Source organism: Photorhabdus heterorhabditis (assembly GCF_001280945.1).
Classification (GTDB): Bacteria; Pseudomonadota; Gammaproteobacteria; order Enterobacterales; family Enterobacteriaceae; genus Photorhabdus; species Photorhabdus heterorhabditis.
Map to the genome: position 1 here is coordinate 51,925 of NZ_LJCS01000019.1, position 14,346 is coordinate 66,270.

Below are 14,346 nucleotides of genomic sequence, written 5' to 3' on the forward strand. Positions count from 1 at the left end.
TCTATTACTGAAAAACGCTTTGATTTGGTTTCCTACTCTGAAAAGTCATCTCCTTAGTGTTTTTCAAGTTATACCCAATAGATTTCAAATTGCAGCACGGCGGCAAGTGAACGCAGCCAACAAAGCAGCAACTTGAAAGATGAAGGGGATATATTCCCGCCAGCAGTTGGCGGGAATATATCAGTATACTGGTTACTTACATCAAACATTTTTGTAATTAAATGAATGTGTTCCTGAGTATTTCCACAACGGTTCCCAGTAGGATTCTATGAAAGTTTTCACCGCATCTTCTCCCTCAATAAGATAGTTGAACTCTGAAAGATACCCTGGATAGAGATTATCAGAACCAACCACATATAGTTCATCATCAATTATTGTTACTTTTGCATGATTCCCAGGAGCAGGGGGGACTTTGGGATATACCTGCTCAGGACCCCCTGCTTTCATTAAGGACCAGAATGGGCGTCCTATAGCACCTATCTGTGGAGGTCTGTCAGAAAGAGACGGTTCTTTTAGCGTAGCTGTATAAGAATTTTCCTCTGCGGTTGGCCATTTGTATGTAGCACCTTCAATTAACAGATCTTCAGGTACTTTGTCTGTATAGAAAAAAGGGGCAACCTCTATTCTTTTCAGTGCGGCTTGCCTGATTCCATCCGGATCTTCCAGTTTCTCATCGGTATGCTCATCATGTGTCAAATAGTACTTAAATATTTCAAACGTTCTTTTGGCCCCAGAACCAAAAGAATATTGATCACCAGCAGCACCGGCTGCTGCATCAAGTGGCGATACAACAATTTGAACTTCCAGCTCGGGATTGGAAAGTAACGCTTCGATCAACCACCGGCACACATGATGATCTCGCCATTGTTTTTTCCATGCACTGACAAGATCCTGTTGGGACATGCGAATTTTTTTCTTTGCATTCTTTATTATAAACTCTTTCATTATTTCAGAGCCTTTTTTATAATCCGTTCGCATATCAGGCCCAGACCAATATTTACCTACGGACAATATCCTGCTGGCTTTCTTATATTCTGGGTCTTTAGGTGGATTTTTTAGGCATTCTTCTTTTTTTCTGTCTATATATTCAGTAATGTGCTCTTTTTTTAATGGGTCTTCCGGCTTTCCCACAATGCCATTTGCATTAACCCATCTATTTTCATCTATATCAAAGAATTCTTTGGTTAAGAGGTCTTTATCAGATATCCACATATTATTTAAAAATAATTGTGAGCCTAATGATGCCTCTCCTATAACTTTAACAGAGACATCATGAACCGGAGGGTAATTTTTAAAAAGATCCATATTTAAATTATGGCCCCCGACAAATGATTCAATTCCATCAACTGCGATAATTTTTGTATGATTCCATGTCATTCTGGTATCAGCTTCTGGAATCATTTCCTCTGGTAACAGCTTCTTGTCTAATGATATTTTAAGTCCGTCTACTATCCTGTAAAATCGACCAATCCATATTTCAGGTATACACTCCCAACTATCTCTCCTTTCTTGAATTAGTTTAATAATATCATCCTTCAATGCCAGATATTCAGGAGTACCTTCAAAGTACGAAGCTACACCGTTTAATAAAGATGTCGGTGTTTGAGCGAATAAGAATCTTATCTGAGTTCTGTCCTTCCTGTTTATTTTTTTTGTAAATGCGCTATCAATAGCTGATAGGATAACTTTTCTCCACTCTGCATCCGGGGCATTTAAGGAGGAAATATCACAGCGATAACGCATGTTTTCCAGAATGCTTACAATAGCGTCTTCAAATTCCGCTGCTCTTTTAACAGCCTGTGGCATTATCTCTTTTCCAAAAGGAAGCCCCCATATTTGGGGAGTATCAAATATTTTTACATAGTTGATTTCACTTGTTTTATTAAAGTAACCGTCCAGTTTTTTTTGTAAACCATCCAATAAATTCATATATGCATCCTCCGGGCAACAATTTTTTTACATATCAGCCGATAGCCTGCCAGTATCAGGCAAGCTATTTATAATCATAACCAATTTTTGAGGAAGGATGATTAAAAAAGATAAAACTGGGTTTCGCTGCGCCCTTTCTAATGGTGTTAATGAAAAGTCTGCACGAATAGGCTGGTAGTTTAGAAAGAATGATGTTGGTGAACAGCATAGCTTTTGGGGTATAAACCATGAACAAACAGGCATCCTATGTCATTCTCAAACAAAGTCATTGCTGTGTCATAGCATTAATCTTGCAGATATCCTGACATCTGGTATCAGATCCCTCTTGTTTAATGTAACTGTGTGAGTTACATTAATTCATATCGGAAAAGCATCCAATTGTTAAAGATTGAGGATTAAGAGAAATCGCTCATGCTTCCTGATTGATGTTATTTGCTTCCGGTATTACTTGGTTATGTACGTATTGATGGTTTGCAACGCAGTGCATTTATTTAGTCCATATGAGAGAAAAAATATGCCTACACTTTTTGACCCAATTCGTATTGGTGATCTTGACTTGCCAAATCGTATCATTATGGCTCCTTTGACACGTACCCGTGCAGTAGGAGAAGGACGTATCCCCAATGCTCTGATGGCGGAATACTATGTTCAGCGCGCTTCTGCTGGTTTGATTATCAGTGAGGCGACGTCAGTAACTCCACAGGGAGTTGGCTACGCTAATACTCCTGGTATTTGGTCAGATGAACAAGTTGCAGGCTGGCGATTAGTCACGGATGCGGTACATGCCGCTGGTGGGCGTATCTTTATACAACTTTGGCATGTAGGGCGGATTTCGGACCCTATTTTCCTCAATGGGGAACGACCAGTAGCTCCGAGTGCGATTGCGGCTGATGGTCACGTCAGCTTATTACGTCCAGAGCGCCCCTTTGTGGTTCCGCGAGCGCTTGAGTCTAATGAAATTCCCGGCATTGTCGAAGCGTTCAGACGCGGAGCAGAAAATGCGAAAACGGCAGGATTCGATGGAGTAGAAATACACGGGGCTAATGGGTATTTACTCGATCAATTCTTACAAGATAATGCCAATATACGTACGGATCGGTACGGTGGCTCAGTAGAAAATCGTGCCCGGTTATTGCTGGAAGTCACAGATGCCTGTATTTCAGTTTGGGGAGCATCACGTGTTGGTATGCATTTGGCTCCACGGGGTGGTAGTTACTCAATGGAAGATTCCAATCCTATGGCGACTTTTGGATACGTCGCGCGTGAACTTGGTAAACGGGGTATTGCTTTCATCTTCTCGCGTGATGCTGTTGTTGATGGTGATTTCAGTAAGGAAATAAAGGAAGTCTTTGGGGCAACTTATATTGCTAACGAACAGCTGACTAAAGAGAGCGCGGAACAAGTGCTTGCTGATGGTAGAGCTGATGCGGTGGCTTTTGGTCAATTGTTTATTTCTAACCCAGATTTGCCTCACCGCTTTTTAGCCGAAGCGCCATTTAATGAACAACAGCCAGAAACATTTATGGTTCCTGGAGCAGTAGGCTATACCGATTATCCCGCGCTTACCTAAATATATACCCGTTATCTTTCAAGTCGCCTCTTTGTTGGCTGCACTCGTTCGCCCCGGTCACATAGTTACCTATGCTTCCGGGGATTCACTCCCTTGCCGTCGCGATCCATCTTGAAATCCATAGGGTATAAATATCTACACAATTTTAATCCCAAAGGGTGTTGATATTAAGTATACATTTGATTTTTCTATCGCCGGGTTTGATGCCCGGTTCATCAATTCTGCTTAATCCCTTTCCAGAACGATTATTTTGGGAAAACTCTAAGCTAGTGACCGATTTTTATTGACCACAACAGTTGTAACTGACTGAGAAAATTAGGAAAATCGGCGTCCGGCGGTCAACGTCGCAATGGAATGGGTTGTTGTGGACAACAACCACCTAAGTGTGGAGCAGAATCAATCGCGCAGTGAGGAACTGGTTAATTGTCAGGGTGATACCAGCTGCCGTTCTGCCGTTAGGGATAAATATCGGCAGGAATATGACAAGGTTCAGGAGCTGACCAGTGCGTTGCTGTTGCCAAAGAGTTGCGGGCATTGCAAGGTGATTACAGCGCCCGGATGAGTGAAATTCAGGAAAAAGCCAGAATGCTGCGTATTTTCGTCCTCGGAGATCACCCAATAACCCTCAGTGATCTCTATCGTGGTAATACGCATGGGGGGTATTTCAAGGGAAACTCCATTAGGTGAAACAGACGTGAATGGCAAAGTTGGCACTGAAATATATAAACATGAGTTTAAGGATAAATGAGCATGATTGTATATATTCCGTTTATTTTGATGGTCTTGAGTCTGTTGGGGTTTCTTGCATGCTTCATCTACTTTGGCTTGAGCAAAAAAATTTCACTAAGAAGTGTAAAATCTCCATTGCTATTTTTTGATTTTTGTTTTTTTAATAAAAACAAACTTGCTAATTTTTCCATGATAATATTATTTGTTATTTATATGTCTGGAATTTGGTTTGAATTTATTAAAAATGGAAACTTAACTTCCTTTGTTAGCTATTTTATTGGAGTGTTTGCAATTATTTTTTTTCTTATTCATTGCAGATTTTTCTCAAAAAGAAAATTTGCACATAGAAATAATATTGAATTCATAAGAGAGTTTGCTTTTGAAATGGAAATAAGTCTTAAAAATACGTTATTATGGTTATCTAGGTTATTTTATATTGTTTGGCTTTATTTGTTTTTTTCTACGTAATTGTTGTGGACAACAACCACCTAAGCGTGGAGAAGAATCAATCGCGCAGTGAGGAACTGGTTAATTGTCAGGGTGATAGCAGTTGCCGTTCTGCCGTTAGGGATAAATACCGACAGGAATATGACAAGGTTCAAGAGAGGATAACAACGTGTTCAGGGGCTGACCAGTGCGTTGCTGTTGCCAAAGAGTTGCGGGCATTGCAAGGTGACTACAGTGCTCGGATAAGTGAAATTCAGGAAAAAGCCAGAATGCAGGGGCTGGATTCCCTCACACCGGCAGAAGTACGGGAATGGGCTGATTTACGCGGTGCCATGTCAAATATTGATGCGTCCCGCAATTTAGTCCTCCACCGTGCTCAAGTCACCGGCAGCTCAGAAGAAACCACCCAGGAAATCGTGAAGATTATGGGGCAGACGGGAATTGCTGCGTCTGCGGGAGTGGCCGGAGGGATTAGTAAAACAGGTGCAAAAGCTACCCATTCAGATCAAGGTCAGAAAAGTAACACTGATAAAGGTGCTCAGGCGGAAACCTCACATAACCAGTCCAGAAATGCGGGGACAAAAGGAAATGAGTTAACGAGTATCACTCAAAAGCAGCTTGATAAAAAATTTAAACATGCAGTAGATTTTGGTGTGATAACTACTAAGAAAAACCCAGAAACGCTTCGTCAATATGAAAAAGCGATTAAAAGTCATATGGAGGATACTACAACAGTTCGGCAAGGTACTTATGGGTTCGTAAAAGACTCCAAAGTTTTCTTTAATTCAAATACAAATAATGCTGTTGTGCTTGATAGTTCAGGTAATTTTGTTACTGGTTTCAAACTTACACCTGGAACACCACAATATGACAATTATATCAAGAATGGAGTTTTACGATGAACGCATTGATTTTAGAATTTGCCAAATCTTTTACTAAAGGGAGATTATCTGCTGAAGTTTTTGTAGAAGCGTATATGGAAATGTGGCGTATAGAAAGGGATAACAACAATATCCTCAAGTATGAGGGTAAATTAAGCGAATGCTTATCAAGCATATTTTGCCTTGCTGATTTATATAATTCAGATCCAGATGATAGAGAAGAATATGAATTAGATAATGAACAATTATGTGAAAAAGTATCTCAGCTAATAAATCAGTTAGTTAATAGCTAATTCTGCATAGACCCTAGCCAGTATGAACTGCATCTCAAAAGTTAAACACCAACTAATTGAGGTGCATTCATAACTTCCTTAGTTCTTCTCAACGAGCCGGATAATCAATTGTCTCCGTTCAATGGTTACTTGTACTGCCGGTCCGGTGGCAAAACCCGCTTCTTCCAGCCAGTTTCCTTTAAGGTGCAACACTGACAAGAGCACAGCGGGAAAAACTGGCCTTCGGGGGCGAAAAGCGCGTCAGGGGGTTTTGGGTTCGGCGGTGAACGCACATTGGAAAAAACGGGTTGTAACTGACTGAGGGCATTGGGGAAATCGGAGTTCGGTAATCAACTTCGCAATGGAATGCGTTGTTGCGGATAATAATGCCCTGAGCTTACCCAAAAGCATGGCGGATTATGGTCGGTCAGCATCAAGTTTGGCTACCGCGATGTTAAATGAAGGTAAATCCCCTCAAGAGATTTCAGCGGCATTGTCAAAACATGCCAAAGGCGATCACCCGGAAGGACAAGATCCGGCAAGAGGATTGTTAGTCGCTTGGGGAGCAGGTGCTTCTGTTGTGGGAGGCACTATAGTTGGCCCTATTACTGGGGCCGCCGCAGTCATTGGTGGAGGTATTTTAGGCGGAGCAACCGATGTCACCAAACAGTTTTTAACGTTGAAACCAGGAGAACACTATAGTGCAACAGATACACTGATAGCGGTAGGAACTGGCGCATTAACTCAAGGTAAAGGAACACTATTTAGCACCCTTGTGAATACAGGAGGCGCTTATTTAGGAAGTAAAGTTAAAGGGGAAGATCCTACAACCTCAATGTTAGGTAATGCCGTTGGTACTGTAATTGGTAATAAAGTGGGGGGAAGTTTACCAATGAAATGCTTTCTAAAGGTTATTCTAATAAAGCTTCCGAGATTGGTGGGGAAATTATGCTGGAGTTGCAACAGATTACATTGTAGAAGAAGGTATAAAGAAAACACGAGGAAGAAAAAAATAAACAATAAAAGGAGCGTTATTTTTAGACTGAAACAATTTATCTATTTAATCTTGGGATGGGGAATAGTTTTTTCAGTGTGTTGTATGATTAGCATTCCTTTAGCGTACCTGATTATCTTTTTTAAAGAGAGGTATTTTCTTTTAGACATTCAACCCGCTATTAGTGGATTAAAATTCAGTATAAAAGTCGGCGGTAGTGGTGGGGCAATATTTGGATTTTTTATATGTTTGTTTAGTTTAATAGAAGAATTTTGCAAGAAATTTTCTTCATTAAACAAAAATAAGGGGGGGGGATAAAATATATATTGAGCAGAAAAAGCATCTTTTCTTATTTGTCTGTTTAGTCATTACTTGTCAGACTGGGTTATTCTTATTTGGTCTTTTTATAAAGGATGTTTTTCTATCGGTCAATTGGCAGATAGTGAAAGAGTTAATTATTTCCGGGATGTTATTGCATATTTTTGTCCTCGGAGATCACCCAATAACATCCATCGAGATCGGGTAATAACCCTCAGTGATCTCCATCGTGGTAATACGCAGTTATATTGAAATATTAGTCACATGGAGAAAAAAATAGAGTGAATAATGAGGTAATACCTATGGCTGTAATGTTAAAACAAAGCATTAAAACATGATATCAAAACTACATTATTAAAACGCCCGGAGTAGTGAGCTTCGGGCATTCAGATGTCAAACGATATTAAGGTTAGCTATATTAGGCTTTCTCGAAAATAAAACCAGTAAAATCAGCGGTGACTTCTGGTGGTGGGGACTCAGTTCCCATCGTGGTTTTTGCTAAGAAAACGCGTAAATATCCTTCTGCATCTGTACTTAATGTTACAGAACCGGTGATAAATTCCGTGGAGTCTACAACAAAAGTGTTATGATTAAAGGTATCATTATGTAAACCAAAAATAGCTGGGAAGCCGTCGTCTATTACGCCTATGGCGGGTGATATGCGCGCTTTACCTGTTAGCTTATATTTAGTGTTAGGTTCTAATCCTTCTATAATTTGAAAGATGGCATCAGACTTAGGGTGGATTCTAAGAAAGTTAATTCCATTCTCAGATAAGATTTTTACCGTTTCGGGGAATGGGATTATCCAGCCTTTATATCCTTCATCAAATGAGCCGTTAATCAATTCTTTATCAGAACTTTTCTGACCAGAATAATCTATATTATTCAGAATTTCTTTTATATTCATATGTTAATCCTTTTAAAATTGATAGTAATAAATTTAACTTTTCTTAAGCATTTTATTGCTCGGGAATGACTTTATCAATGATAGGAGAATATTCAATTGTGTTTTTTATTAATTGGGAATTGTAATTTGTATAAATTAATAAAGAATAAACAATGGGGAGTTAAATTATATACTATAAATATAGTATTTTCTATTTATCCGATATGGGTATAAATTGGATTTTTATATTCTTATTTACGTGAGGAGTATATGTATATGCCAGAAAAAAACATGCGTAAAATGGCACTATTACAATAGAGTGTTGAGGATTGAAATGAATTTTTAATGTTGGTTGGATTGATAGAGATAAAATATTTCATTTTACATTAGGGTGGTTCTTTTGAATAGAAATAATTTTGCAGGTGATAATGATGACAGGTATATACTGCGGATATTATTATTGGTTATATTACTGTCTGGTATTGATTCCAGACAGTTTTTATATTAAATCCTATTTCGTATGGTTATTGCCTGTTAAAGGCGTTTACTTAAAATCGAATTATTTGAGAAGAGAGAAAATAAAATTATCGGCCTAAATAACCATCCCAATCTTTCCAGACAGGTTGTAACCCGGCTTTAATTAATACTTCCGCGACCTGATAAACAGAACGGTTATCATGCGGAATAAATTGCTCCAATTCTTCGTGACTACTATCTGCGTAACCACCAGGTTGGGTTTTAGAACCGGCACTGACATTGTTGATTGCCAGTGGGATGACGTGATCGCGAAAGAATGGGGATTCACGAGTAGAAATAGAAAGTTCTACATCTGGTGCAAATAGACGAAAAGCGCAAATCAGTTGTACCAGCTCTGCTTCATCCATCAGAGATGCAGGTTCAATACCTCCGGCACAAGGTCGCAGACGTGGGAATGAAATTGAGTAACGGCTCTGCCAGTATGTGCGTTGCAGAAAGAATAAATGCTCAGCCACCATATAGCAGTCTGTCCGCCAATGACTAGAAAGGCCAATCAGTGCTCCTAAGCCGATTTTATCGATTTTTGCCCGACCAAGACGATCAGGTGTTTCTAGCCGCCAGTGAAAATCTTGTTTCTTTCCTCGCAGATGATGAAGTCGATAAGTTGGCTCATGATAGGTTTCCTGATAAACCATCACACCATCTAGCCCCAGAGTTTTTAATTCTGAGTACTCTTCCTGCGTCATGGGTTGGACTTCCATCATTATTGAACTGAAATGTTCGCGGATAAGTGGCAGATAACGGCGGAAATAATCCATACCTACCTTGCCTTGATGCTCTCCAGTGACTAATAGCACACTGTCAAAACCCAGCGCTTTAATTGCTTGGCATTCCGCAATAATTTCATCTTTATTCAATGTCTTGCGTTTAATGTGGTTACTCATTGAGAACCCGCAATAAGTGCAATCATTGGCACACAAATTGGAGAGATAAAGTGGTACATAAAAACCAACGGTATTACCAAAGCGTTGACGAGTGAGTTTTTGTGCTCGTTGTGCCAGCGGTTCTATGTATGGCTTCGCTGCTGGTGAGAGCAACGCCATCAAATCATCTAAATTTAATTTGTTGCTACTCAATGCCCGTTCAACTTCCTGAGAACTTTTACTGTTAATACGTAGGGTAATGTCATCCCAGTCTAATTGTCGCCAGCGGTGATTAAAGCGACTATTCGTAAAATTATTAGCCATTAGAACACCCCCAGAAAATCAGTCAGTGGGCTGGATGCAACAGCATGTTGTTTTGGACTTGCCAGGCCAGCTTCATAGGATAGCTCGCCCGCTTCAATTGCCACTCTGAAGGCTTGAGCCATTTTGACTGGGTTACGTGCAACGGCAATAGCGGTGTTGACTAATACAGCATCCGCACCCAGCTCAATCGCTTCCAGTGCATGGCTTGGTGCACCTATCCCCGCGTCGATAACCACCGGCACTTGCGCTTGCTCAATAATCATTTTCAGAAAATCTCGGGTTAATAGTCCCTGATTAGAACCAATCGGCGCACCTAAAGGCATGACTGCTGCACAACCCACTTCTTCCAGACGCTTACACAAAACCGGATCAGCACTGCAATATGGCAGAACGACAAACCCGTCTTTGACCAACATTTCGGCGCCTTTAAGTGTTTCGATTGGATCAGGAAGCAGGTATTTCACATCAGGATGGATTTCCAGTTTGATCCAGTTTGTTGCCAGCGCCTCACGGGCCAGGCGGGCAGCAAACAGGGCTTCTTCTGCGGTTTTGGCCCCAGAAGTATTTGGCAGTAATTTAACGCCAAGTTTTTGCAATGGTGCCAGAATGGCGTCATTACCGCTCTGCAAATCAATGCGTTTCATTGCCATTGTGACGAGTTGACTGCCAGAGGTTTCTATCGCCTGAATCATTAAATCTGAATTGGCAAATTTACCGGTACCGGTGAACAGGCGGGAATTAAACGTAGTATCAGCGATTTTTAACATATCAACCTCCAGCAATCGCCTGAAACAAAAGGACATTGTCCCCATCATTAACCTGATGTGTATGCCACTCTGAGCGTGGAATAATGATCTGGTTAACGGCCAACGCTGTCCCTGGCTGTACTCGTTCAAGTTGTTCTAGCAATTGTTGTACAACCAGAGGAGCGGCAATCTCTATTAGTTGGTCGTTTACCGTAATTTTCATGCAATATCTCCGCAAATCGGGCACTGCTGCGACTGACTGAGTTGTAAGGTACTCCAGCTTTGCTGCTTACCATCAAATAATTGAAGCTTGCCGCTTAATGGGGAGGAAAGCCCGGTTAACATTTTGATGGCTTCTAGTGCCTGCAATGTGCCGATGACACCGACTACCGGACCTAATACACCCGCAGTCCGGCAATTTCGCTGGGGTTCTTCTTGATCAGGGTAGAGACAGGTATAGCAGCCGTGAGAGTAAGGAGGTTCAAATACCATCAGTTGACCACTGAATCCGACTGCACTGCCGCTAATTAATGGTTTTCGCATTGCCACACAAGCGGCATTGATAGCATGACGGGTTGCCATGTTGTCACAGCAATCGAGAACCAGATCGACCTGTTTCACGATTTTTGTCAGGGATTCCACATCCTGACGTTGATTAAACACAGTTGTTTTTACCAGCGGATTCAGTGCATTGAGTTGATTGGCTGCGAGTTCTGTTTTTGCAGAAGGAATATCTCTAGTACGGTAAAGTATTTGCCGTTGTAAATTGGAAATATGCAATTGGTCATCATCAGCGAGATAAATTGTTCCCACACCCGCAGCAGCCAGATAGAGAGATGCGGGGGCGCCTAATCCCCCTAGACCGACAATCAATACACAACTTGACTTCAGTTTTTCCTGCCCTTCAGGGCCAATATCTTCCAACAGTAGTTGTCGGCTGTAACGCATAAATTCTTGATCATTCAGCATAAGAACCTCTCAATATCTTCGAATCAATGCCTTCAACCAACTGAAGTAATTGTGACGTTGCCTGACGCCAATCTTTTGCTTTAGTAATCGCACTGACCAGCGCCACTCCGCCAACTCCTGTTGCAATAACATCCGGTACGTGTTCAAGAGAAATACCTCCGATAGCGACAGTGGGATAATCTAATGTGTTTTCTACCTGTCGTTTCAGTCCCTCCAGTCCTTGTGGGGAAGATGGCATCTCTTTAGTCGTGGTTGGGAAAATATGGCCGAAAGCGATATAAGACGGACGCAGAGATTTTGCCAGCGCTAACTCTTGTTCATTGTGGGTAGAAATGCCCAACCGTAATCCGGCTGTTTGGATTGCATGTAAATCGGCAATAACTAAATCTTCTTGTCCCAGATGAACCCCATAAGCACCATGTTTGATTGCCAGTCTCCAGTAGTCGTTAATAAACACGCGAGCGTTATATTGGCGACCGAGCATAATGGCTCGCTGAATATCTTCTTCCACCTGATCTTCTGGCAGATCTTTAATTCTCAGCTGAATTGTAGTGACTCCTGCTTCTAACAAACGAGAAATCCATTCAAGTGAATCCACGACCGGATATAGACCCAATTTGTATTCAGTTGGGGCAAATAGCGCATTAGGCAGATTGTTCATGGGATACATCCTCTGAGTTGTGATATAACTCGCTGCCACGGGAGCGAAATTCTTCAGACATCTGTTCCATACCGGCAGCATAATCGCGTACTTCTTGAGAGATCTTCATAGAGCAGAATTTTGGCCCGCACATGGAACAAAAATGCGCAATTTTGCCAGAGGCTTGTGGCAGAGTTTCATCGTGATAGGCCCTTGCGGTATCTGGATCGAGAGCTAGATTAAACTGATCTTCCCAACGGAACTCAAAACGCGCTTTGGACATGGCATTGTCGCGGATTTGTGCACCGGGATGACCTTTGGCGAGATCGGCGGCATGGGCTGCAATCTTATAGGTAATTAGCCCTTGCTTGACATCATCTTTGTTTGGCAAGCCGAGATGTTCTTTCGGTGTCACATAACAGAGCATGGCACAGCCAAACCAGCCAATCATGGCTGCACCGATCCCTGAAGTAAAATGGTCATAACCCGGTGCAATATCTGTTGTCAGTGGGCCAAGGGTATAGAACGGGGCTTCGTGACAATGCTCCAATTCTTCCGTCATATTGCGGCGGATCATTTGCATCGGAATATGTCCGGGACCTTCGATCATTACCTGAACATCATATTCCCAGGCAATTTTGGTGAGTTCACCTAATGTATGTAACTCTGCAAACTGGGCTTCATCATTGGCGTCTTGAATAGAGCCCGGGCGTAGGCCATCTCCCAATGATAAAGAAACATCATAGGCAGCGCAGATTTCACATATTTCGCGGAAATGTTGGTAGAGGAAGTTTTCTTGATGATGAGATAGACACCATTTCGCCATAATGGAGCCACCGCGGGAAACGATCCCAGTGAGGCGTTTGGCTGTCATCGGCACGTAGCGTAGTAGTACACCTGCATGAATGGTGAAGTAATCTACCCCTTGTTCTGCTTGTTCTAGTAAGGTATCACGGAACATTTCCCAAGTGAGGTTTTCCGCTACGCCATTGACTTTCTCCAGTGCCTGATAAATAGGGACGGTACCGATAGGAACTGGGCTATTACGTAAGATCCACTCGCGGGTTTCGTGGATATAGCGACCAGTAGAGAGATCCATGACCGTATCTGCTCCCCAACGGGTGGACCAGATTAACTTTTCTACTTCTTCTTCAATGGATGATGTTACTGAAGAGTTTCCGATATTAGCGTTAACTTTCACTAGAAAGTTGCGACCGATAATCATCGGCTCTGATTCAGGATGATTAATATTGGCGGGAATGATTGCCCGGCCAGCGGCGACTTCTTGGCGGACAAATTCCGGCGTGATGTTTTCTGGCAATTGAGCACCGAAACTTTGTCCGGCATGTTGTTGGCGTAATACATCACCACGGATACGTTCGCGCCCCATATTTTCCCGTAGTGCGATAAATTCCATTTCCGGTGTGATGATGCCTTTACGGGCATAATGTAGCTGAGTAACGCGTTTGCTTTTACGGGCTTTCAATGGGTGAGGACGATGATGGAAACGTAAATGGTCGAGACCGACATCTGCCAGACGTTGTTGGGTAAAATCGGAACTGAGGGTAGTCACGGGTTCAGTATCCTGGCGTTCATCGATCCATTGTTGACGCAGTTTAGTTAATCCAACATGCACATCTAACCTGGAATCAGGATCGCCATAAGCGCCGGAAGTATCATAAACAGGGATAGCTTCGTTTTCCTCGTACTGAGATTCTTCTTTGGTGCCACCAATCAACGTGGGAGATAACTGAATTTCACGCATTGGAACCTGAATATCTTCGCGTGAACCTTGAAGATAAATCCGTTGTGAATTAGGGAACGCGACTCCCTGAATAGAATTAATAAATTCCTGAGCGGCATCACGTTGAGCTTTACGTGGGCGCGCTGGATTGGGTTTTGGTGAGATATCGGTTGTAGGGATAACAGTATTATGAGACATAGCAAATTCCTAACCGTGTTATTGGGAAAGTTGCTTGTCTGGAGCTCGCAGGGAGTAATAATTGATAGCTGGATGGACTCTTGGTAGGAAAACCGGGTGAGCCAACAGCGATTGATTACTCTTGTTCCCTTCGCGGGTCTTAACCCGATCAGGTTCCGCGGATCCCGAATTAACGGTCTCAGCCTGTGTATGCTGCGATAAAACAGCTTACGCTAGGCACTCCGACAAGAAAGTAATCAGTAGTATAGAAGGGATTATGAAAACTACAACCCTTACTGATTGAAAGTATTTACAATGAC

The 14,346-nt window shown here is 42.0% G+C and carries 15 protein-coding genes and 1 riboswitch; of the genes, 6 read left to right on the forward strand and 9 right to left on the reverse strand.

Going from position 1 to position 14,346, the window contains the following annotated elements:
• Positions 1 to 201: 201 nt before the first annotated feature.
• Positions 202 to 1,929 carry a phospholipase D-like domain-containing protein gene (locus tag AM629_RS09040; protein ID WP_054478188.1) on the reverse strand — a complete coding sequence of 576 codons (1,728 nt, stop codon included), beginning with the start codon at positions 1,927 to 1,929 and terminating at the stop codon, positions 202 to 204.
• Positions 1,930 to 2,443: 514 nt separating this feature from the next.
• Between AM629_RS09040 and AM629_RS09045 the strand changes: the two genes are divergently transcribed.
• The 5 genes from AM629_RS09045 (at position 2,444) to AM629_RS09065 (ending at position 5,849) form a co-directional block, all read left to right on the forward strand.
• Entirely contained in the window at positions 2,444 to 3,499 is a 1,056-nt protein-coding gene (locus tag AM629_RS09045; protein WP_054478190.1) for an alkene reductase, read from the forward strand.
• A gap of 349 nt (positions 3,500 to 3,848) precedes the next feature.
• Entirely contained in the window at positions 3,849 to 4,061 is a 213-nt protein-coding gene (locus AM629_RS09050) for a hypothetical protein (protein WP_054478192.1), read from the forward strand.
• A 188-nt stretch (positions 4,062 to 4,249) separates the two neighbouring features.
• Positions 4,250 to 4,696 (forward strand): hypothetical protein, encoded by a 447-nt coding sequence (locus AM629_RS09055; RefSeq protein WP_054478193.1) that lies wholly within the window; start codon positions 4,250 to 4,252, stop codon positions 4,694 to 4,696.
• Positions 4,697 to 4,701: 5 nt separating this feature from the next.
• A complete protein-coding gene (locus tag AM629_RS24535; protein WP_235525435.1) occupies positions 4,702 to 5,577 on the forward strand; it encodes a colicin D domain-containing protein in 876 nt (291 codons plus the stop codon).
• Entirely contained in the window at positions 5,574 to 5,849 is a 276-nt protein-coding gene (locus AM629_RS09065) for a colicin immunity domain-containing protein (protein WP_054478194.1), read from the forward strand. The genes AM629_RS24535 and AM629_RS09065 overlap by 4 nt, the downstream gene beginning before the upstream one ends.
• Positions 5,850 to 5,927: 78 nt before the next feature.
• Here AM629_RS09065 and AM629_RS25230 read toward each other — a convergent pair whose 3' ends face one another.
• On the reverse strand, positions 5,928 to 6,053 hold the full coding sequence (locus AM629_RS25230) for a SymE family type I addiction module toxin (RefSeq protein ID WP_083451908.1): 126 nt from the start codon (positions 6,051 to 6,053) through the stop codon (positions 5,928 to 5,930).
• A gap of 136 nt (positions 6,054 to 6,189) precedes the next feature.
• Between AM629_RS25230 and AM629_RS24540 the strand changes: the two genes are divergently transcribed.
• A complete protein-coding gene (locus tag AM629_RS24540; protein WP_235525436.1) occupies positions 6,190 to 7,140 on the forward strand; it encodes a hypothetical protein in 951 nt (316 codons plus the stop codon).
• Between the two features lie 418 nt (positions 7,141 to 7,558).
• Here AM629_RS24540 and AM629_RS09080 read toward each other — a convergent pair whose 3' ends face one another.
• The 7 genes from AM629_RS09080 to thiC all read right to left on the reverse strand — a co-directional run bounded on the left by AM629_RS09080 (position 7,559) and on the right by thiC (position 14,047).
• The gene (locus AM629_RS09080; protein ID WP_036771609.1) at positions 7,559 to 8,047 is read right to left on the reverse strand and encodes a hypothetical protein; all 489 of its coding nucleotides are present in this window, start codon (positions 8,045 to 8,047) and stop codon (positions 7,559 to 7,561) included.
• Between the two features lie 563 nt (positions 8,048 to 8,610).
• Positions 8,611 to 9,750 carry a 2-iminoacetate synthase ThiH gene (gene thiH / locus AM629_RS09085; protein ID WP_054478197.1) on the reverse strand — a complete coding sequence of 380 codons (1,140 nt, stop codon included), beginning with the start codon at positions 9,748 to 9,750 and terminating at the stop codon, positions 8,611 to 8,613.
• Positions 9,750 to 10,517 (reverse strand): thiazole synthase, encoded by a 768-nt coding sequence (locus AM629_RS09090; protein WP_054478199.1) that lies wholly within the window; start codon positions 10,515 to 10,517, stop codon positions 9,750 to 9,752. Before AM629_RS09090 ends, thiH begins: the two co-directional genes overlap by 1 nt.
• Before the next feature lies 1 nt (position 10,518).
• The gene (gene thiS, locus AM629_RS09095; protein ID WP_054478201.1) at positions 10,519 to 10,719 is read right to left on the reverse strand and encodes a sulfur carrier protein ThiS; all 201 of its coding nucleotides are present in this window, start codon (positions 10,717 to 10,719) and stop codon (positions 10,519 to 10,521) included.
• Positions 10,716 to 11,465: a HesA/MoeB/ThiF family protein gene (locus tag AM629_RS09100; protein WP_054478202.1), complete on the reverse strand. Its 750-nt coding sequence runs from the start codon at positions 11,463 to 11,465 to the stop codon at positions 10,716 to 10,718. The genes thiS and AM629_RS09100 overlap by 4 nt, the downstream gene beginning before the upstream one ends.
• A complete protein-coding gene (thiE, locus tag AM629_RS09105) occupies positions 11,455 to 12,126 on the reverse strand; it encodes a thiamine phosphate synthase (protein WP_054478204.1) in 672 nt (223 codons plus the stop codon). The genes AM629_RS09100 and thiE overlap by 11 nt, the downstream gene beginning before the upstream one ends.
• Positions 12,110 to 14,047 carry a phosphomethylpyrimidine synthase ThiC gene (thiC, locus tag AM629_RS09110; RefSeq protein ID WP_054478207.1) on the reverse strand — a complete coding sequence of 646 codons (1,938 nt, stop codon included), beginning with the start codon at positions 14,045 to 14,047 and terminating at the stop codon, positions 12,110 to 12,112. The genes thiE and thiC overlap by 17 nt, the downstream gene beginning before the upstream one ends.
• Before the next feature lie 108 nt (positions 14,048 to 14,155).
• A riboswitch (TPP riboswitch) is annotated at positions 14,156 to 14,281 on the reverse strand.
• Positions 14,282 to 14,346: the final 65 nt, after the last annotated feature.

What these genes read in the sequence shown, in the direction of transcription:
- AM629_RS09040 (WP_054478188.1), bottom strand. Translation starts at nt 1,929, where the DNA reads ATGAATTTATTGGATGGTTTACAAAAAAAACTGGACGGTTACTTTAAT.
- AM629_RS09045 (WP_054478190.1), top strand. Translation starts at nt 2,444, where the DNA reads ATGCCTACACTTTTTGACCCAATTCGTATTGGTGATCTTGACTTGCCA.
- AM629_RS09050 (WP_054478192.1), top strand. Translation starts at nt 3,849, where the DNA reads ATGGAATGGGTTGTTGTGGACAACAACCACCTAAGTGTGGAGCAGAAT.
- AM629_RS09055 (WP_054478193.1), top strand. Translation starts at nt 4,250, where the DNA reads ATGATTGTATATATTCCGTTTATTTTGATGGTCTTGAGTCTGTTGGGG.
- AM629_RS09065 (WP_054478194.1), top strand. Translation starts at nt 5,574, where the DNA reads ATGAACGCATTGATTTTAGAATTTGCCAAATCTTTTACTAAAGGGAGA.
- AM629_RS24540 (WP_235525436.1), top strand. Translation starts at nt 6,190, where the DNA reads ATGGAATGCGTTGTTGCGGATAATAATGCCCTGAGCTTACCCAAAAGC.
- AM629_RS09080 (WP_036771609.1), bottom strand. Translation starts at nt 8,047, where the DNA reads ATGAATATAAAAGAAATTCTGAATAATATAGATTATTCTGGTCAGAAA.
- thiH (WP_054478197.1), bottom strand. Translation starts at nt 9,750, where the DNA reads ATGGCTAATAATTTTACGAATAGTCGCTTTAATCACCGCTGGCGACAA.
- AM629_RS09090 (WP_054478199.1), bottom strand. Translation starts at nt 10,517, where the DNA reads ATGTTAAAAATCGCTGATACTACGTTTAATTCCCGCCTGTTCACCGGT.
- thiS (WP_054478201.1), bottom strand. Translation starts at nt 10,719, where the DNA reads ATGAAAATTACGGTAAACGACCAACTAATAGAGATTGCCGCTCCTCTG.
- AM629_RS09100 (WP_054478202.1), bottom strand. Translation starts at nt 11,465, where the DNA reads ATGCTGAATGATCAAGAATTTATGCGTTACAGCCGACAACTACTGTTG.
- thiE (WP_054478204.1), bottom strand. Translation starts at nt 12,126, where the DNA reads ATGAACAATCTGCCTAATGCGCTATTTGCCCCAACTGAATACAAATTG.
- thiC (WP_054478207.1), bottom strand. Translation starts at nt 14,047, where the DNA reads ATGTCTCATAATACTGTTATCCCTACAACCGATATCTCACCAAAACCC.